General features: G+C 69.9%; 21 protein-coding genes and 1 tRNA gene. 19 read left to right on the top strand and 3 right to left on the bottom strand.

What is annotated here, in order from left to right; all coding sequences use genetic code 11:
- Positions 1-33: 33 nt before the first annotated feature.
- The 10 genes from L8H00_RS17100 to L8H00_RS17055 are packed head-to-tail and all read left to right on the top strand — an operon-like array spanning position 34 to position 5,355.
- Positions 34-1,146, top strand: coding sequence for a phage portal protein (locus tag L8H00_RS17100; RefSeq protein ID WP_242098516.1), 1,113 nt, complete (start codon positions 34-36; stop codon positions 1,144-1,146).
- Positions 1,143-1,436: a DUF6127 family protein gene (locus L8H00_RS17095; RefSeq protein WP_242098515.1), complete on the top strand. Its 294-nt coding sequence runs from the start codon at positions 1,143-1,145 to the stop codon at positions 1,434-1,436. The genes L8H00_RS17100 and L8H00_RS17095 overlap by 4 nt, the downstream gene beginning before the upstream one ends.
- Positions 1,433-1,801, top strand: coding sequence for an HK97 family phage prohead protease (locus L8H00_RS17090; RefSeq protein WP_242098514.1), 369 nt, complete (start codon positions 1,433-1,435; stop codon positions 1,799-1,801). Before L8H00_RS17095 ends, L8H00_RS17090 begins: the two co-directional genes overlap by 4 nt.
- 21 nt (positions 1,802-1,822) lie before the next feature.
- The gene (locus L8H00_RS17085; protein ID WP_242098513.1) at positions 1,823-2,845 is read left to right on the top strand and encodes a phage major capsid protein; all 1,023 of its coding nucleotides are present in this window, start codon (positions 1,823-1,825) and stop codon (positions 2,843-2,845) included.
- Positions 2,846-2,905: 60 nt separating this feature from the next.
- Positions 2,906-3,457, top strand: coding sequence for a hypothetical protein (locus L8H00_RS17080; RefSeq protein ID WP_242098512.1), 552 nt, complete (start codon positions 2,906-2,908; stop codon positions 3,455-3,457).
- A complete protein-coding gene (locus L8H00_RS17075) occupies positions 3,454-3,843 on the top strand; it encodes a DUF3168 domain-containing protein (RefSeq protein ID WP_242098511.1) in 390 nt (129 codons plus the stop codon). The genes L8H00_RS17080 and L8H00_RS17075 overlap by 4 nt, the downstream gene beginning before the upstream one ends.
- Before the next feature lie 13 nt (positions 3,844-3,856).
- A complete protein-coding gene (locus tag L8H00_RS17070) occupies positions 3,857-4,264 on the top strand; it encodes a phage major tail protein, TP901-1 family (RefSeq protein WP_242098510.1) in 408 nt (135 codons plus the stop codon).
- A complete protein-coding gene (locus L8H00_RS17065) occupies positions 4,261-4,605 on the top strand; it encodes a gene transfer agent family protein (protein WP_242098509.1) in 345 nt (114 codons plus the stop codon). Before L8H00_RS17070 ends, L8H00_RS17065 begins: the two co-directional genes overlap by 4 nt.
- Positions 4,602-4,805: a phage tail assembly chaperone gene (locus L8H00_RS17060; RefSeq protein ID WP_242098508.1), complete on the top strand. Its 204-nt coding sequence runs from the start codon at positions 4,602-4,604 to the stop codon at positions 4,803-4,805. The genes L8H00_RS17065 and L8H00_RS17060 overlap by 4 nt, the downstream gene beginning before the upstream one ends.
- Positions 4,798-5,355 carry a tail tape measure protein gene (locus L8H00_RS17055; RefSeq protein ID WP_242098507.1) on the top strand — a complete coding sequence of 186 codons (558 nt, stop codon included), beginning with the start codon at positions 4,798-4,800 and terminating at the stop codon, positions 5,353-5,355. The genes L8H00_RS17060 and L8H00_RS17055 overlap by 8 nt, the downstream gene beginning before the upstream one ends.
- Before the next feature lie 62 nt (positions 5,356-5,417).
- Here L8H00_RS17055 and L8H00_RS17050 read toward each other — a convergent pair whose 3' ends face one another.
- Complete coding sequence (locus L8H00_RS17050) at positions 5,418-6,377, bottom strand: response regulator (RefSeq protein ID WP_242098506.1); 960 nt, start codon at positions 6,375-6,377, stop codon at positions 5,418-5,420.
- Positions 6,378-6,644: 267 nt separating this feature from the next.
- On the opposite strand from L8H00_RS17050, the gene L8H00_RS17045 reads away from it, so the two are divergent.
- The 6 genes from L8H00_RS17045 (at position 6,645) to L8H00_RS17020 (ending at position 14,031) form a co-directional block, all read left to right on the top strand.
- Entirely contained in the window at positions 6,645-8,915 is a 2,271-nt protein-coding gene (locus tag L8H00_RS17045) for a DUF2460 domain-containing protein (protein ID WP_242098505.1), read from the top strand.
- Positions 8,912-9,709 (top strand): DUF2163 domain-containing protein, encoded by a 798-nt coding sequence (locus tag L8H00_RS17040; RefSeq protein ID WP_242098504.1) that lies wholly within the window; start codon positions 8,912-8,914, stop codon positions 9,707-9,709. The genes L8H00_RS17045 and L8H00_RS17040 overlap by 4 nt, the downstream gene beginning before the upstream one ends.
- Complete coding sequence (locus L8H00_RS17035; protein ID WP_242098503.1) at positions 9,706-10,086, top strand: peptidoglycan endopeptidase; 381 nt, start codon at positions 9,706-9,708, stop codon at positions 10,084-10,086. Before L8H00_RS17040 ends, L8H00_RS17035 begins: the two co-directional genes overlap by 4 nt.
- A 13-nt stretch (positions 10,087-10,099) precedes the next feature.
- Entirely contained in the window at positions 10,100-12,277 is a 2,178-nt protein-coding gene (locus tag L8H00_RS17030) for a phage tail protein (RefSeq protein WP_242098502.1), read from the top strand.
- Entirely contained in the window at positions 12,274-12,774 is a 501-nt protein-coding gene (locus tag L8H00_RS17025; RefSeq protein ID WP_242098501.1) for a DUF2793 domain-containing protein, read from the top strand. Before L8H00_RS17030 ends, L8H00_RS17025 begins: the two co-directional genes overlap by 4 nt.
- Positions 12,775-12,900: 126 nt before the next feature.
- Positions 12,901-14,031 carry an OmpA family protein gene (locus L8H00_RS17020; protein ID WP_242098500.1) on the top strand — a complete coding sequence of 377 codons (1,131 nt, stop codon included), beginning with the start codon at positions 12,901-12,903 and terminating at the stop codon, positions 14,029-14,031.
- A gap of 156 nt (positions 14,032-14,187) precedes the next feature.
- Here the strand turns inward: L8H00_RS17020 and L8H00_RS17015 are convergent, their stop codons facing one another.
- Positions 14,188-14,919, bottom strand: coding sequence for a folate-binding protein (locus L8H00_RS17015; protein ID WP_242098499.1), 732 nt, complete (start codon positions 14,917-14,919; stop codon positions 14,188-14,190).
- A gap of 43 nt (positions 14,920-14,962) precedes the next feature.
- Here L8H00_RS17015 and L8H00_RS17010 point away from each other — a divergent pair, with 43 nt between their 5' ends.
- Positions 14,963-16,285, top strand: coding sequence for a dihydroorotase (locus L8H00_RS17010; protein WP_242098498.1), 1,323 nt, complete (start codon positions 14,963-14,965; stop codon positions 16,283-16,285).
- A 73-nt stretch (positions 16,286-16,358) separates the two neighbouring features.
- On the top strand, positions 16,359-16,496 hold the full coding sequence (locus L8H00_RS17005) for a hypothetical protein (protein WP_242098497.1): 138 nt from the start codon (positions 16,359-16,361) through the stop codon (positions 16,494-16,496).
- 40 nt (positions 16,497-16,536) lie between these two features.
- Here L8H00_RS17005 and L8H00_RS17000 read toward each other — a convergent pair whose 3' ends face one another.
- Positions 16,537-17,307 carry a DUF1134 domain-containing protein gene (locus L8H00_RS17000; protein WP_242098496.1) on the bottom strand — a complete coding sequence of 257 codons (771 nt, stop codon included), beginning with the start codon at positions 17,305-17,307 and terminating at the stop codon, positions 16,537-16,539.
- Between the two features lie 166 nt (positions 17,308-17,473).
- Here L8H00_RS17000 and L8H00_RS16995 point away from each other — a divergent pair.
- Positions 17,474-17,563, top strand: a tRNA-Ser gene (locus tag L8H00_RS16995).
- The last annotated feature ends 84 nt before the right edge of the window (positions 17,564-17,647 follow it).

Genomic DNA, 17,647 nt, shown 5'->3' with positions numbered 1-17,647 from the left:
CCGCGGGCGGGGCGAACCTTTAGGAGAATCATCATGAAGATCTTCGGCTGGAAGACGCCGCGCGACGGCGCGCGCCCGGCGCTGTCGACATCGGGCGGGGCGGGGGGAAGCTGGGCGACCGCCGGCGGCTGGCCGCAATCCTATGAGGCGCAGCTGCGCGAGGGCTATGGCCGCAACCCGATCGCGCGGCGCGCAGTGCGGCTGGTGGCCGATGCAGTGGCCGATGCGCCGCTGGTTGCCTCCGATCCCGCGCTCGCCGCGCTGGTAACCGCGCGGTCGGGCGGGCAGGCGCTGATGGGCGACGTGGCGGCGCATCTGCTGCTGCACGGCAACGCCTATATCCAGGTGCTGAACGATGCCGAGGGGCGCGTCGCCGAACTCTATGCGCTGCGCCCCGAGCGGGTGGTGGTCGAGCCTGACGCGGGGGGCTGGCCCGCCGCCTATCGCTATGCGGTGGGCGCGAACGTGGTGCGGCTGAATGCGGGGCCGGAGCGTCCGCAGGTGATCCACCTGCGCAGCTTCAACCCGCTCGACGACCATTATGGCCTTGGCTGCCTGGGTGCGGCGGCGGCGGGGATCGCGGTGCACAATGCCGCGGCGCGCTGGAACGCGGCGCTGCTCGACAATGCGGCGCGGCCGAGCGGCGCGCTGGTCTATGATCCGGGCGACGGCTCCGCGCTATCGCCGGACCAGTTCGCGCGGCTGAAGGCGGAGATGGAAGCGGGCTTTTCGGGCGCGGCCAATGCCGGGCGGCCGATGCTGCTGGAAGGTGGTCTCAAATGGCAGGCGCTGTCGCTGTCGCCCGCCGACATGGATTTCGCCGGCACCAAGGCCGCGGCGGCGCGCGATATCGCGCTCGCCTTCGGGGTGCCGCCGATGCTGCTCGGGCTGCCGGGCGATTCCACCTATGCCAATTACAAGGAGGCGAACCGCGCGCTGTGGCGGCTGTCGGTGCTGCCACTGGCGGGCACGATCCTCACCGGCATCGCGCAGGGGCTGCGCGGCTGGTTCGCCGGCGCGGCGCTGTCGGTCGATCTCGATCAGGTGCCGGTGCTGGCCGACGATCGCCAGCGGCTCTGGGCGAGCATCGGCGCGGCGACCTTCCTGACCGACGCCGAGAAGCGCCAGCGCCTGGGTGTCGCATGAGCGGCGCGGTGCTGGCGCAGCTCATCGCGCAGGGGCAGGCGGGCGGCACCGATCGGCTGACGCTGCGCGCGATCGCGGAGGAGGCGGGCGAACTGGGCGCGACGCGCGCGCTCACCCGGCTGGGCTTGGCCGACGAGGGCGCCGAACGCGACATGGCCGAATTGCGCGAGCTGCTGGCGGCGTGGCGCGATGCCAAGCGTTCGGCGTGGAAGGCGGTGGTGGGCTGGCTTTGCGCGGCGTTGCTCGCGCTGCTGGCGGTCAAGCTGGGCCTGAGCGAACTGGTCAAATGAGCATGGCCTTTGCGGGCTATGCCGCGCTGTTCGACCGGGTCGATCGCGCGGGCGACGTGACTCGGCCAGGCGCGTTCGGCGGCCCCGCCACCGTGCCGCTGCTGTGGCAGCATCGCGGGCGCCCGGTGGGGCACGTCACCACGCAGGAGGATGCGCACGGGCTGCGCGTGGCGGGGGTGATCGACGATCCCGAGGCGGCGCGGCTGGTGCGCAGCGGCGCGGTGGCCGGGCTGTCGGTCGGTTACCGCCCGCGCCGCGTCCACCAGGGCGCGCACCGCGAATTGCATCGGGTCGATCTGGTCGAGGTGAGTCTGGTGGCGGTGCCGATGCAGCCGCGCGCCCGGGTCGACCGGATCGACGGATAGGTTTCACACGAGGAGAATGTCATGGACACGACGACGATGGATATCGGCGGCGCCGCGGTGGCGCGCCCGGTGCTCGAGGGCGGGACGAAGCCCGACGGCGCCTTTGCAGGCTATGTGCGGCAGGGCGCCACGCTCGAGATGAAGGCGTTCACCGGGGTGACGGGCGATGCCGGCGGCTATGCGGTGCCGCGCGAGATCGATGCGGTGATCGACCGCACGCTGACCGCGATCTCGCCGATCCGCGCGCTCGCCAATGTGGTGAAGGTGGGGACGGCGGGCTATCGCAAGCTGGTGACGACGGGCGGCACGCCGTCCGGCTGGGCCAGCGAGGTGGACGCGCGGAACGGCACCGCCACGCCCGTCTTCGCCGAGATCGCGCCGCCGATGGGCGAGCTTTACGCCAATCCGGCCGCGAGCCAGGCGATGCTCGACGATGCCGCCTTCGACGTCGAGCAGTGGCTCGCCGACGAGATCGCGACCGAATTCGCGCGCGCCGAGGGGGCGGCGTTCGTCAACGGTTCGGGGGTGAACCAGCCCAAGGGCTTCCTCCAGTCGCCGACCGCGTCCACGCCCGACAAGGCGCGGCCGTTCGGCACGCTGCAATATCTGCCCAGCGGCGCGGCAGGCGATTTCGGCGCGGCGCCGCAGGAGCGGCTGATCGACCTCGTGCAGAGCCTGCGCGCACCCTATCTTCAGGGCGCCGCCTTCGTGATGAACGCCGCCACGCTGTCGCGCATCCGCAAGTTCAAGACGAGCGACGGCGCGTTCGTCTGGGCGCCGAGCCTCGCGGTGGGCGTGCCCGCCACGCTGCTCGGCTATCCGGTGGTGGAGGCCGAGGACATGCCCGACATCGCCGCGGGCAGCCTGTCGATCGCGTTCGGCAATTTCCAAGCGGGCTATCTGATCGCCGAACGCGCGGAGACCGCGATCCTGCGCGATCCCTATTCGAACAAGCCGTTCGTCAATTTCTACGCGACCAAGCGGATCGGCGGGTGCGTCGCCAATTCGGAGGCGATCAAGCTGATGATGTTCGCCGCCAACTGACCGGCCGGGGCGGGTGCGCAGCCGCGGCTCGCCCCTTGCTCGGCTTCGAGGAGAATCACCATGACGCAATCGGCGATCCCGCCGGCCGTCGTCGCGCGGGCGGCAGCGGCGGCGGGCGCGTATCTTCGCCTGCAGGGGGGCGACGAGGACGCGCTGCTCACCACGCTGGCGGCGAGCGCGCTCGCGCTGGCCGAGGCGTTTCTCGGCAGCCCCTGCGTGATCCGCGGGAGCGAGGACCTGTTGTCCGCGGGCAGCGGGTGGCAGCGGCTGGCGCAGGCGCCCGTCGTCGCGATCGACGGCATCACCGGCCTGCCGGCGGACGGCGCGCCGTTCGTGCTGCCCGTCCAGGATTATGGCTATGACATCGCGGGCGACGGCACCGGCTGGGTCCGCGTGCTCGCGCCCGGCGCCGCGGGGCGGGTGGCGGTCGCCTATCGCGCCGGGCTGGCGGCGGACTGGGACGCGCTGCCCGCACCGATCGCGCAGGGCGTCGCGATGCTGGCGGCGCATCTGTTCGAGCGGCGCGACGGCGACGGTGCGCCGCCCGCCGCGATCGCCGCGCTGTGGCGGCCGTACCGGCGCATGCACCTCGGCGGGCAGCGCGCGGCATGAGCGCGCGCATCCTGTTGCAGGCGGCCGTCGTCGCCGCGCTGAAGCCGGCGCTGCCCGGTGCCCGCGTCTTCGATGCGCCGCCGGTGCGGGGCGGCGTGCCCTATGCGGTGGTGGACGAACCCGTGCTGGCCGATTGGAGCACCAAGAGCTGGTCGGGCTTCGAGGGGCGCGTCGTCGTCGCGCTGACCGATGCGGGCGAGCGGCCGGTGCGGCTGCGCCAGCTCGTCTCCACCGCCGAGGACGCCGCCTGCGCCACCGGACCCGAGATCGGCGAGGGCTGGCGGATCGTCCAGTTCCGCCTGGTGAAAAGCCGCATCGCGCGCAGCGGCGCCGACCGATGGGGCGCGGCGAGCGAGTTTCTCGTCCGCCTCTACCGTTTATCCTGAAGGGAGAAGAATGATGGCCGTGGAAAAGGGCAGTGCGTTCCTGCTGAAGGTGGGCGACGGCGCCGCGCCGCCGAATTTCGCGACGGTGGCGGGGCTGCGCACCACGCAATTGTCGGTGAACGGCGAGACGGTGGTGGTGACCAACAAGGGATCGGGCGGGTGGCGCGAGCTGCTGTCGGGCGCCGGAGTGCGCAGCGTCAGCGTGGCCGGCGCGGGCGTGTTCACCGGATCGGCGGCGGAGGCACGGATCAAGGGCAGTGCGCTCGGCGGCGTGCTCGACGATTACCGGCTGAGCTTCGAAAGCGGCGAGACGATGACCGGGCGGTTCCTTGTCTCGCGGCTCGACTATGCGGGCGATTTCAACGGCGAGCGCTCCTATACGCTCGCGCTCGAAAGCTCCGGCCCGGTGGTGGTGGCATGAGCGCGCAGACCGGCGCCCGGCCGGCCAATCCCGTGCGCGGCGAGACCGCGCTGCGTGTGAACGGCACCGAGCTGACGCTTCGACCGAGCTTCGCCGCGCTGGTGGCCGCCGAGCAGGAGCTTGGCCCGCTCTTCACGCTGGTCGAGCGCGCGGCGGAAGGGCGGATCGGCATCGCCGAGACGGTGGCGCTGCTCTGGCACTGCCTGCGCGATGCGCCCGCCCATGTGACCCGCGAGGCGCTGGGCGAGGCGATCGTCCAGGGTGGGCTCGCCGCGGCGACGCCGATCCTGCGCGCGCTGCTCGGGCAGATTTTGAGCGGCCAGGATCTGGCTCGGCGGTGACGTTCGCGCAGAGCGCCGGGCGGCTGGCCGGCATGGCGGGGGCGGCGCTCGGCTGGAGCCCGGACCGGTTCTGGGCGGCGACGCCCGCCGAACTGGCGAGCGTGGTGAATGCGCTGGCCGGGGCGGGCGGTGGCGCGGGTGCCGCCCCGCCCGACGCGGCGATGCTGGCACAATTGAAGGAGGCCTTTCCCGATGGATGATCCGATCGCACCGGTGACGATCCCGGTCCATGCCGACAGCGCGGCGTTCATGCGCGAGGTGGCGGCGATGCGCGCCGAACTCGAGACCGGGCTGGGTGCGGGCGCGGACCGCGCCGGCCGCACGATCGAAACCAGCCTGATCCGCGCGGCGACGAGCGGCAAGCTGGGTTTCGAGGAGCTGAAGACGGTGGCGCTGAAGGCCCTGGAGCAGATCGCCGCCGCCTCGCTGCGCGCCGCCCTGGGCGGCGGGACGAGCGGCGGGGCCGGGGCTGGGCTGGGGTCGATCCTCGCGGGCCTGATCGGCCTGCCGGGCCGCGCGACCGGTGGCCCGGTGGCGCCCGGCGCGGCCTATGTCGTGGGGGAGCGCGGCCCCGAACTGTTCGTGCCCACCGCAAGCGGGCGGATCGAGACGGGCGCCGCGCCCGGTGGCGGCACGCGCGACGTGCGCGTGGCGATCACGGTGAACGCGAACGCCGCGACCACGCCCACGGCGCTCGCACAATCGAGCCGCCAGGTGGCGCGCGCGGTGAAGGCGGCGCTGGCGGAATGAGGGATTGCGCGAAAGAGGCGCGCCGCTTCGTCCGGTGCGCCTCGTCCGTGACGATCGATCCGCTAGGCGGCCAGAACCGGTCTGCGATCGATCATGCTGCCGAGAATTTCCGTCAGGGACGCCAGCTTGCGAGTCATGCTGGATGGTACCGGACGAACCTTCGTATCGAGAACGCAAAGCGCGCCGAGCTGGATCCCGTCGCCGGACACGATCGGCTGACCGACATAGGTGCGGAAGCCCGGCGCTCCCGTAACCATGGGGTTGTTGGCGAAGCGCGGATCCGTCTCGGCATTGCCGACCACGAACAATCGGCCTCCGGCGATCGTATAATTGCAGAACGCGTCGGATCGGGGTCCGCTGGTCACGTCAAAGCCGAAGGATGATTTGATCCACTGCGTGTCTTTGTCGATGAAGGTCAGCAGGCAGACCGGAAATCCGGTCTCTTCCGCCACAAACCGCGTGACGAGATCGAATTCGCGCTCCCGCACGGCATTGTCGAGCCGCCGGCGCTGCAACTCGGCCAGCCTGGCCTCTTCATCGACCGGGATCGGTATGCCGAAATGAACGGGCTGACGCGAACTGCGGGACCCGCCGCGCGTTCGTCCGTCGGACGTCAGCGTCAGCAGCGGGCCGCTGACCCAGCTTTTCGCTTCCAGCGCCTCGCATGCCTTTACCATGTTCTTGAAGAAGGCCTCCGGGCGGTGAACGAGGTCCTGCTTTCCCAGACACAGCGTCGCGCCGAGTGCCTTTAGCTTGGCGGCCATGGCGATGTTGGTCGCAGCCAGATCGGAGACGACGATCTTGCAGGTCGCCGTCAACGGCGCGAGCATGTCCAGTAACGCCGAACCATCGATATACGGCATGCACAAATCGATCGTAACCAGATCCGGGCCGAGCCGCCGAACCATCGTGTAGCCGGCCGCCGCATCGCTGGCCATGCCGACGACGTCGAACCCCCCATGAGCTTGAAAGGCGGCTTCCAGTATCAGCTGTGACGTCCGTGAATCGTCGACGATGACCACGCGCCTGATCTTCGAAGTAGCAGCCTGCATTGTGCCCTCCCGACAACCGCTCCAATCGTGCCGCATTCGTAACGGTCACGTTATTTTTTATGACGCTTTCGTTAATGCTTCATGAAACGACGATCCATGTAATTGATCGAAGGAAGGTTTGTCCGTGTGCGCCGACGCTTGGTCGGCGCGATCGTAACCGCATCCACCGCCCCGACCATCCGCCTCGCACCCACGAACGCTGCGCGCCCTGCCGCGTGGACGATAAGGAGATCCGCCATGGGACATTGGCTCGCCGCCGCGCCGACGGTGCAGGCGCAGGATGTCGTCACGCGGTTCGATCCGCGCTTCTGGACGGTGAATTTTCCGCGGCCGATGATGGCCGCCGTTACCAGCATCGCCGCGGACGCGCTGCGGGTGGATGCCGTGTTCTACAAGGCGGACGATCTCGCCGGCCTGATCTGGGAGGCGGAGGACCGGTTCGATCATCCGCTGCTCGCCTATGAGACGGCGCGCGATTTCACCGGATGCCGGCTGCGTTTCCACTGGCGCTCGGCGGGCGTGATGCCGCTCGACGCGGTCAACGGCCCGGTGCTGACGATCGAGGGGCGCGACGCGGCGGGCGCGCCGCGCGCCTGGTATGTGCGGTTGTGGAACTATGCGGTCGGCCATCCCGAGGATGCCGCGATCGCGATCGATTTCGCAACGCTCGACGGCGGGTTCCTCCTGCCGGGCGAAGCCGATCCGGTGTGGGCGGGCGATATCGACCGGATGTTCGTCTCGCTGGTGCCGCCCGGCTATACGGCCAAGGACGCGGCGCTCGCCGCGGCGTCGGAAGCCTGGGTGGAGCTGACCGGCATCGCCTGCGAGGGGCCGGGCGCGGTGCTGGCGATCGGCGCGGTGGTGGTGCCCGAACACGGGTTCGGCATCGCGAGCGGCTATGACGACAGCTACAACATCACGCCGGCGCGGCTGCTGCGCGCGGCGCTGCATCTCGGCTATCGCGGCAGCATCGTCCATTATGTCGGCATGAGCCATTATTTCCGGCTCGATGCGCTGTATGGCGGCTATTATGTCAGCCTGGCCGGCGGCACGCTGAACGTGGCGTGCGCCGCCTGGCACCGCGATTTCGCCGCGCGGGCGCAGGCGCTGGGGTTCGGCATCATCTGGTCGGTCAGCTACGAGCTGTTCGACGCGCATTGCTGGAACGACTGGAAGCAACGCGCGTCGGACGGCAGCCCGGCGCAGACCGGCTGGGTGCCGCCATCGACGCTGCTGTCGCCCGCCCACGACGGCGCGATGGCGTATCTGCGTTACGTGGTGCAGGCGTTCATGGGTATCGCGACGGCGGCGGGGCTGGTGCCGCGGTTCCAGGTGGGCGAGCCCTGGTGGTGGACGATGCCCGACGGGCGGCCCTGCCTCTATGATGCGAGCGCGGTGGCGGCGTTCGCGCCGGTCGCGATCCCGACGCTGTCCGGCGCGCTGAGCGCCGACCAGATTGCGACGCTCGACCGCGCGGGTGCGTGCCTTGCCGCCTCCACTGCGGCGCTGTGCGCGGCGGCGCGGGCCGCGGCCCCCGGATGCGTCACGCATCTGCTGACCTATCTGCCGACCGTTCTCTCGACCGCGGCGCCGGAGGCCAAGCGCGCGAACATGCCGGTCGGATGGGCCTCGCCCGCGTTCGACGTGCTGCAGCTCGAGGATTATGATTGGGCGGCGGCCGGCGACGCGGCTTCCACCGCGCGCGGTGTCGCGCTGGCCGAAGCGCGGCTCGGCTATCCGCCTGCGCGGCAGCATTACCTCTCGGGCTTCGTGCTCCGATCCGATCAGTCGGCCGAATGGTCGGCGATCGATGCGGCGGCGGAGACGGCGCGCGCGCGCGGCGTCGCGGCGACCTTTCTCTGGGCGCTGCCGCAGGTGGTGCGCGACGGCTTCGTCCATTTCGATACGCAGGAGCAAGCCATGCAGGATTTCGACGACATCGCCTTCCCGCTGGCGATGGGGCGCGAGGCGGAGGTAACGCCCGGCTTTTCCACCAGCATCGTGACGAGCGCGGGCGGCGCGGAGCAACGCAGCGCCGCCTGGGCGGAGGCGCGCACCGCCTATGATGTCGGCCCCGGCATCCGGTCGGAGGCGGACATCGCGGTGTTGCTCGGCTTTTTCCGGGCGCGGATGGGGCCGGCGCGCGGCTTTCGGCTGCGCGACCCGTTCGACAGCGACGCGGTGGCCGTCCCGATCGGCACGGGTGACGGGCAGCAGCGCCGCTTCGCGCTGGCCAAACATTATGGCGACATGGTGCGGCGGATCACGCGGCCGGTGGCGGGCAGCGTGACCGTGGCGATCGACGGCCGCGCCACCCAGGCCTTCGCGGTGACGGACGGCGGCTGGGTCGAACTGGACGTCGCCCCTGCGGCCGGCGCGGCGGTGAGCGCGAGCTTCGCCTTCGACGTGCCGGTGCGCTTCGCCGAGGATCGGCTGAGCGTGACGCGCGCGACCTTCCTGGCGGGCAACGCCGCGCAGGTGCCGCTGATCGAAGTGCGCGAGGCATGAGCGCGCTCGTCACCCTCGCCTGGTGCTGGCGGATCGAGCGGCGCGACGGCGTGACGATCGGGCTGACGGGCCACGACCGCGATCTCGTGGTGGACGGGCTGGTCCATCGCGCGGCGCCGGGCATGACGCCGTCCGCGATCGTCCGCACCGACGGGCTGGAGGCGGCGACGATGGATGCGAGCGGCGCCTTGACGAGCGATGCGATCACCGAGGTCGATCTGCTCGCCGGCCGCTTCGACGGCGCGCGCGTGACGCTGTTCGCGATCGATTGGACCGACGGCAGCGGCCGGGTCGATCTGGGCGAAGGCACGATCGGGGCGGTCGAGATCCGCGACGCCGCGTTCACCGCCGAACTGGCGGGCGCGACCGCGGCGCTGGAACGCCCGGTGGTCGAGCAGACCTCGGCCGAGTGCCGCGCCGAACTGGGCGACCGGCGCTGCCGCGTGGCGCTGGCCGGCCGCCGCCGCTTCGCGCGCGTGATCGCGGTGGACGGACAGGTGGTGACGCTCGACACGGCCGAGCCGACGCCGGGTGCTTGTGCGGGCGGGCGGCTGCGCTGGTTCGGCGGCGCCAATGGCGGGCTGGAGGGCGCGGTGGCGCGGTCGGACGGCGCCACTGTCACGCTGCGCATGCCCCCGGCGTTCGCGGGGGAACCGGACACGCTCGTCGAATTGGTGGAGGGGTGCGACAAGAGCATCGCGACCTGTGCCGCCCGGTTCGGCAACGCGGCCAATTTTCGCGGCGAGCCCTATCTGCCCGGCATCGACCTGCTCACGCGTTATCCGGGCGGATGAGCGCGGTGGCAGCGGCGGCGCGCGCTCTGGTCGGCGCGCCGTTCCGGCTCCACGGGCGCGATGCGGCGGGTGGGCTCGATTGCGTCGGGGTGGTGGCGCTCGCGCTGCAGGGTGGCGGCCATAGGGTGGTGGTGCCGAGCGGCTATGCGCTGCGCGGCGGCGATCCGGCTTCCGTGATCGCGCGGATCGATGCGGTGCTGGCGCGGGCGGCGGCCGATGCGCCGGGCGACATCGTGCTGACGACGACGGGTCCGGGGCAACTGCATCTCGCGGTGCGGGTGGCCGGCGGGTTCGTCCATGCCGATGCCGGGCTGCGGCGCGTGGTGATGCGGCCGGGCGAGCCGCCATGGCCGCTGCTGGCCGCATGGGCGACATGAAGGGAGACGCAGGATGGCGACGCTGGTGTTGACCGCGGTGGGCGGCGCGATCGGTGGTCCGGTGGGGGCGGCGATCGGCGGGTTGCTGGGCGGCTTCGCGGACCGGGCGTTGCTCGCGCCCAAGGGCCGCGAAGGGCCGCGGCTGACCGAATTGTCCGTACAGACCTCCTCCTACGGCACGCAGATCCCGTGGATCTTCGGCACGATGCGCGTGGCGGGCACGGTCATCTGGTCGACCGACCTGATCGAATCGCGCGCCACCGGCAGCGCCGGCAAGGGGCAGCCGAGCGTCACGACCTACAGCTATTCCGCCTCGTTCGCGGTGCTGCTGTCGGGTCGGCCAATCCGGAGCGTCGGGCGGATCTGGGCCGACGGCAACCTGCTGCGCGGGAGCGCTGGCGACTTCAAGGCATCCACCGGGTTCCGGCTTCACACGGGCGGCGAGGATCAGCCGGTCGATCCGCTGATTGCCTCGGCCGAAGGCGGCCTCACGCCCGCGCACCGCGGCTGCGCCTATGCGGTGTTCGAGGGTCTGGCTTTGGCCGATTACGGCAACCGCATTCCCTCGCTCACCTTCGAGGTGACCGCCGACGACGGACCGCGGGCGATCGGTGCGATCGCGCAGGCGCTCGCGCCCGAGGTGACGGGGGACGCGGCGCTGATGCTCGACGGCTTCGCGGCATCGGGCGGCAGCGTGCGCGCCGTGCTCGAGACGCTGGGCGATGTCGGGGGCGCGTGGTTTTCACCTCAGGGGCGTGCGGTCGTGATGCGCGATTCGGCGACGAACCCCGTGGCAATCACCGATTGTGGCTTTGCTGCAGATGCGAAGAGGATCCGGCGCGCGCGCAGCATGGCGGCGGCCAGCGGCATTCCCGCCGCCATCGCCGTGTCGCATTATGATCCGGCACGCGATTATCAGATCGGTCTTCAGCGGGCACGGCGACCCGGTGCCGGGGTGTCGGAATCGCGGATCGAGGTGCCGGCGGCGATCGCAGCGGGCACGGCGAAGTCGATCGCCACGGCCATGCTCGCCCGCGCCGAAATCGGCCGGACCACCCGCAGCGTCGCCGCCGCGATCGACGCGCTCGCGATCGGACCCGGGGCATGCGTGACGATCCGCGGCGATCCGGGCGTTTGGCGCGTGACGAAGGCGCGGCTCGAGGCGATGGTGGTGACGCTCGATCTCGTCGCGCTGGCGCCCGCATCGCTCTCCGCGCCCGCAGCGAGCGGTCGGGCGCTGGCCACGCCCGATCTGACGATCGGCGCGACATGGCTTCAGGCGTTCGAGATGCCGGCGCTCGACGATACGCTGCTCACGGCGCCGCGGATCGCGCTGGCGGCGACGGGCGCTGGCGCGGGGTGGCGCCGGGCAGCGCTGCTCTACAGCCTGGACGACGGTGCGAGCTGGACGGCGGCCGGGGCGACCGCGTCGCCCGCGATCCTGGGCACGATCGAGGTGCCGCCCGATCCCGCCGCTTCCGCGGCCTTCTATGATCTGCGCAGCGCCGTGGTGGTCCGGCTCGCGCATGCGGATCTGATGCTAGGCGATGCCGACGATGCGGCGCTGGATCGCGGCCGGAATCTCGCGTTGATCGGCGACGAGCTCGTCCAGTTCGGGCGGGCGGAGCCGCTGGGGGGCACAGGCTGGCGCCTCTCGCGGCTGCTGCGCGGGCGGCGGGGAACCGAGGCTGCGATGGGCGCGCAGGCGGCGGGCGCGCGGTTCGTGCTGGTCGAAGCGGACACGGTGCGCACGCTCGATCTGCCGCTGTCCGCGCTTGGGCAGCGCGTGCGCGTGCTCGCATCGGGGGTCGGCGATACGAAGGTGCCGGTGGAATCCGCCTTCGCCCTGACGGGCGCATCGATCCGGCCGCCGGCACCGGTCCATCTCGCCGTCGCGACCGACGGAACGGGCGATGCGACGCTGCGCTGGACGCGGCGGAGCCGGGCAGGGTGGCGCTGGATCGACGGCGTCGATGCGCCTCTGGGCGAAGAGGCCGAGCGGTATCGCGTCGCCCTTACGCTGGGCGACGGCAGCACCCGCACGATCGAGACGACGGAACCCCTCGTCACCATCGCTGCCGCCGACCGGGCCGCCGGTCCGATAACCGCCGCGGTACGCCAGCGCGGTACGGTCGCCGAATCGCTGCCGGCCGGCATCACCATCGCTTCATCGACAGGAGGACATGCATGACCGACATCACCGCACGCCTGGCGCTGCCCTTGCTCGAATCCGGGCAGGCGCAGAAGGAGGTGACGCACAACGAGGCGCTCGCCCGGCTCGACCTCGCGGTGCAGGCCAGCGTGCTCGCATCGGGCCTGAGCACGCCGCCGGTTGCGCCGGCAGACGGCCAGGCCTGGATCGTGGGCGATTCGCCGACCGGCGCGTGGACGGGGCAGGGCCGCGCAGTCGCGGGCTGGACGGTGGGCGGGTGGCGCTTCGTCGCGCCGTTCGAGGGCATGGCAGTGTGGAGCGTGGCTGATGCGCTGGTCCTGCGATTCATCGCGGGAGCGTGGGTCGCCGGACGGGTCACCGCGACGCGCCTTGTCGTCGGTGGCGTGCCGGTGGTGGGCCCCCAGCAGGCGCCCATCGCGGCGCCTATCGGCGGTGCGACCGTCGATGTCGAGGCGCGTACCACGATTTCCGTGATCCTGCAGACACTTCGGAGTCACGGGTTGATCGCGGGTTAACAATTCCGGCGAAATGGTTCCGTTGTATTTGGGCAACACTCGAGTTTTTGTTCGCTTGCGCGGCAACTATGGTTCGGATAGTGAGTTTGCGCTGTCCGTAGTGACACTCATGGAAAGGGGAATATGATGCGGAAGCTTGCCGTAATTCTGGCACTCGCCTCCACCGCACTCGCCACGCCCGCCTTCGCCCGCGACAAGTCGTGGTACGTCGGCGCCGAAGGCGGCGGTATGATCGTGGAAGATATGCACTACGACCTGGGGGGCGTTGTCAACGGCGCCAAGGTCGATCACCATTATGGCTACGATGTCGATGGTACGATCGGTTACGACTTCGGTCCGATCCGCATCGAAACTGAGGTTGGCTATCGTCGTGCCGGCGTCAACGGCTACACGTCGTCGCTGACCACGCCGACGTTCACGGCGACTGGTGCGCGCGTGAATTCGGCTGCTGGCACGTACAACTATGCCGGCGGCTATGACTCGGCGCTCAGCTTCATGCTGAACGGCTTGCTGGACTTCGGTCCGGATGACGGCATTCAGGGCTTCGTCGGCGGTGGTGCCGGTGTCGCTCGCGTCAAGTCGAGCTACGGCCTGAACCGTTATGGCCGCTTCCTCGACGACTCGGACACGGTGTTCGCCTATCAGGGCCTCGCCGGCGTGCGTGCGCCGCTGACCAGCCACATCGATGCGACGCTCAAGTATCGCTACTTCCGCACGCTGAACGATCATCTGGTTGACGTGTCGAACCGTGGTGCGAACGCGCACTTCGTCTCGCACAGCATCCTGGGTGGCGTGACGTACAACTTCGGCGAGCCGGCCGCACCGCCGCCCCCGCCGCCGCCGCCGCCGCCGCCCCCGCCGCCGCCTCCCCCGCCGCCTCCGGCACCGGAGCCTGTGGTCTGCTCGCCGGGTCCGTTCATCGTGTTCTTCGAGTGGAACAAGTCGGACATCACCCCCGAGGCCGCGTCGATCCTCGACAACGCCGTCACCCAGTATCAGAGCTGCGGCAATGCGCAGGTCATGCTGGCCGGCTTCACCGACACCTCGGGTACGGCGAAGTACAATGTGGGTCTCTCGCAGCGTCGTGCCGACGCGGTGAAGGCGTACATGACGTCGCACGCCATCCCGGATGCGGTCGTGACGACCCGCGCCTTCGGCGAGGATCCCGCCCACCTCCGCGTTCAGACGGCGGACGGTGTTCGCGAGGTCCAGAACCGTCGCGTGGAAGTCACCTACGGTCCGGGTTCGGGCAACTAAGCCCAGACCCCTTGTGGGACGAGATCGGGGAGGTTGGCTCATGCCGGCCTCCCTTTTCTTTTGCCTTAGCCTCAGGACGCGAACGCGAGAGATACCCGGTCGCCGGATCGGGCATCGGCCGGAGATTATGGTTCCGTCGGTGGCAACACTTCCGGTTTATTCGCCGGCGGCGATCGCCTCGACCAGCCAGTCGGGCCGCAGTGCGTCGCCAAGCGCCTCGACGCGGCGATGCTCCACCATCAGTCCGAGATCGGGATAGATCGCCCTGGTCCGCTCGCCGGCCTCGGCCAGCGGCGCGACGACGAGGCGCCGATTCACTTTCGCGCGGTGGTGCATGCGCGCGGTATTTTCCTGCCCGACATAGCAGCCCTTGCCGAAGCTCACCCCGTTCAGCTCGCGTGCGTTGCATTCGAGCCAGAGCGTTTCGCCGGATCCGAGCTCGCCCACGCCCTCGCATATTCCCAGCGTCAGTCGGCGTGCCCGCCACCCCGCGGCTGGAGCGGCCTCCCCGTCCAGCCAGCGCCACCCGAGCGCCGCCAGGCGCGGATCCTGCGGTCCCCGCGGTTCGGTCGCCGACCAGTGCACACGCCGCGGATCGGGATCGATCGCGATCGCACGCCGCAAGCGATACATTGCGAGCCGCCGGGCAAGCGCTTCCGCCTGCTCCGCTTCGCAATCGATCAGCACGTCCGCAGCATCGGCCCAGAGCACGAAATCGAACAGCGCCTTGCCCTGCGGACTCAGCAGCCCCGCCCATAGTGGCGCATCGCTCGCCAAGGCGTTCAGATCGTTCGTCACGAGCCCCTGCAGAAAGTCGCGCACATCTTCGCCCGAAAGCCGCAGCACCGCGCGGTCTGCGAGCATCGTCCCTGGGGTGGTGTCGTCCATCGGCTCAAGGTAGGAGGCGTGCGGCATCGACGAAAGGGCTCACGTGACCTACGATCTCAAGCTCAGCGGCGGCACGGTCCATCTGCCCGGCGGCCCGGTGGAGGCCGATATCGGCGTCTGGGGTGGTCGCATTGTCGCGATCGGCGCATCCGGCGATGCGGGGCGCACGATCGACTGCACGGGGCTCGATATCCTTCCCGGCGTGATCGACACGCAGGTGCATTTCCGCGAGCCCGGCCTCGTCCACAAGGAGGATCTGGAAAGCGGCGCGCGTGCGGCGGTGATGGGCGGCGTTACCGCGGTATTCGAGATGCCCAACACCAAGCCCAACACCGACAGCGCGGATGCCATCGCCGACAAGCTGGCCCGCGCCCGCAACCGGATGTGGTGCGATCATGCCTTCTATGTGGGCGCCACCAACCATAATGCCGCGGATCTGGCCGAGCTGGAGCGGTTGCCCGGCACCGCGGGCGTCAAGATCTTCATGGGCGCCTCCACGGGCGACCTGCTCGTGTCGGAGGATTCGCGCCTCGCCGCGGTGCTCGCCTCAGGCCATCGCCGCGTCGCGATCCATGCCGAGGACGAGGCGCGGATGCAGGCGCGCGCGGGCGAGCGCATCCCCGGCGACCCCGCCTCCCATCCGGTCTGGCGCGACGACGAGAGCGCGCTGATCGCCACGCGCCGCATCCTCGGCCTAGCGCGCGCGGCGCGGCGACGGATCCATGTGCTCCATGTCACCACGCCGGCCGAGCTCGCGCTGCTCGGCGAGAACAAGGATATCGCCAGTTGCGAGGTGACGCCGCAGCATCTGACGCTGGCGGGCGAGGAGGCTTATCCGCGGCTCGGCACGCTCGCCCAGATGAACCCGCCGATCCGCTCGGGCGCGCATCGCGACGGGCTGTGGCATTGGCTGAATCAGGGCGTGCCTGACGTCATCGGCTCCGATCACGCGCCGCATACGCTGGAGGAAAAGGCCAAGCCCTATCCCGATTCGCCCAGCGGCATGCCCGGCGTGCAGACGCTGCTGCCGCTGCTGCTCGATCATGTCGCGCATGGGCGCATGACGCTTCAGCGCTTGATCGAACTCACCAGCGCCGGTGCCCAGCGGATCTTCGGGATCGTCGGCAAGGGCCGGATCGCAGTCGGCTATGATGCCGATTTCTCGATCGTCGACCGAAAGAAAAACTGGACGGTGACCGAGGATTGGCTCGCCTCGCGCAGCGGCTGGTCCCCGTTCACCGGCATGACCCTGACCGGCAAGCCGATCGGCACGATCGTGCGCGGTCAGGTCGCCATGTGGGAGGACGCGCTCGGCGATGCGGCGATGGGCGAACCCATCCGATTCGAGGCAGTTGAGTTCGGATAATCCGCCGAACCGGGTTCTTTACATTGCGTTAGGCGGCCCGATCCTACGCCCGATCCGAACGAAAGGATCGGTCATGGCTTCGCCGGAACGCACGCTTGGAACCCTTCGCGCCAAACTCGCGCGTGGCGGCGGCATCATATCCAAACCCTATCAGCCGCCCGCGATCGGAGACCTGGTGCGCCGGATCGATCAGGCACTGGCCGCACGCTGACGCACCGTTCTCGCCGCGGCTTCGGCGGCGAGCATAGTCACTAGAACGGCAACCAGCGGGTCTTGTGCGTGATGTTCATATAGCCGACATTGACGCCCGCGCGCCAACCCACGCCCAGCCGGATGGGAATGAGTACTACCTTGCCGCGCCGCAGATAGGTCGCCGAAAAGCCGCCGATCGCATAAAGCCGGCCTTCGGCCGCCGGGAAGCGGTGATAGAGATCCTCGGTATCGTAGAGATTGTAGACGAGCACGAACACCTTGTTCGCGTCGCCGCCCGCGTCGAAGCCAATCGAGGGACCGGTCCAGAAGACCGGCTGTTGGCCCTCGATCTTGTGCGTCATGATCCCCGATCCGTAACGCAGGCCGACGATGAAGGCGCCCGAGGCCTCGTGCCCCGCGATATACGCGTTGGGCTGGCCTTGATCCTTCAGGATCTTTTCGAGCAGCCCCGCCAGCCCCGCGGCCCCTTTACCGAAAACGCCCTCGCCGGCACTCAGCAGATCGTCGCGCTGATAGGTGTCGGCGGCATGCGTGGTGGCGTCGGCGCGTGCCTCCTGCGCGGTTTCTCCGTTCCGTGGCACCGGAGCGGGCTCGGTCGGGGCGGTCTGCCGCATCGGCGCGGATTGGGGCGCATCATAGTCGTCTGGCGTTTGCGGCTGCACGCGGGGAGAGGGCGCGGCGCCGCGCGCGCTTCCGCCCAGATCGCCATCGATCGCTTGATTGGGATCGATCGTGCGGACCTGTGCCGCTCCCGCCCCCGCCATCGCCATGGTCAGCGCGGCACCCATTCCCAGCCATTCGATACGCATACGCCGATCCCCGCCCTTGTGCCGGCGAGTTAACCAAGCTTTGCATTGCGGTGCAATGAACGCTCGCCGAGCCGCGTCGTTTTCACGCCCGCCCGCGTGTCGGCAATGCACCACATGCGGTTGATCGCGCGCGCCAGCCTCGCTATAGCGCCCCTCTGCCGCAGCCGGAGACGTGGGTGAGTGGCTGAAACCAACGCTTTGCTAAAGCGTCATACGGGAAACCGTATCGAGGGTTCGAATCCCTCCGTCTCCGCCATGCAGGCTCAACCTCCTGATATTACTGGGAAAATTGGCCATTTCTGGCGCTAATTCGCGCTATTCCCGTCTTGATCGGTAGTGC

Source organism: Sphingomonas sp. CROZ-RG-20F-R02-07, assembly GCF_022662335.1.
Classification (GTDB): domain Bacteria; phylum Pseudomonadota; class Alphaproteobacteria; order Sphingomonadales; family Sphingomonadaceae; genus Sphingomonas.
This window is presented reverse-complemented; position numbering and strand designations above follow the sequence as displayed.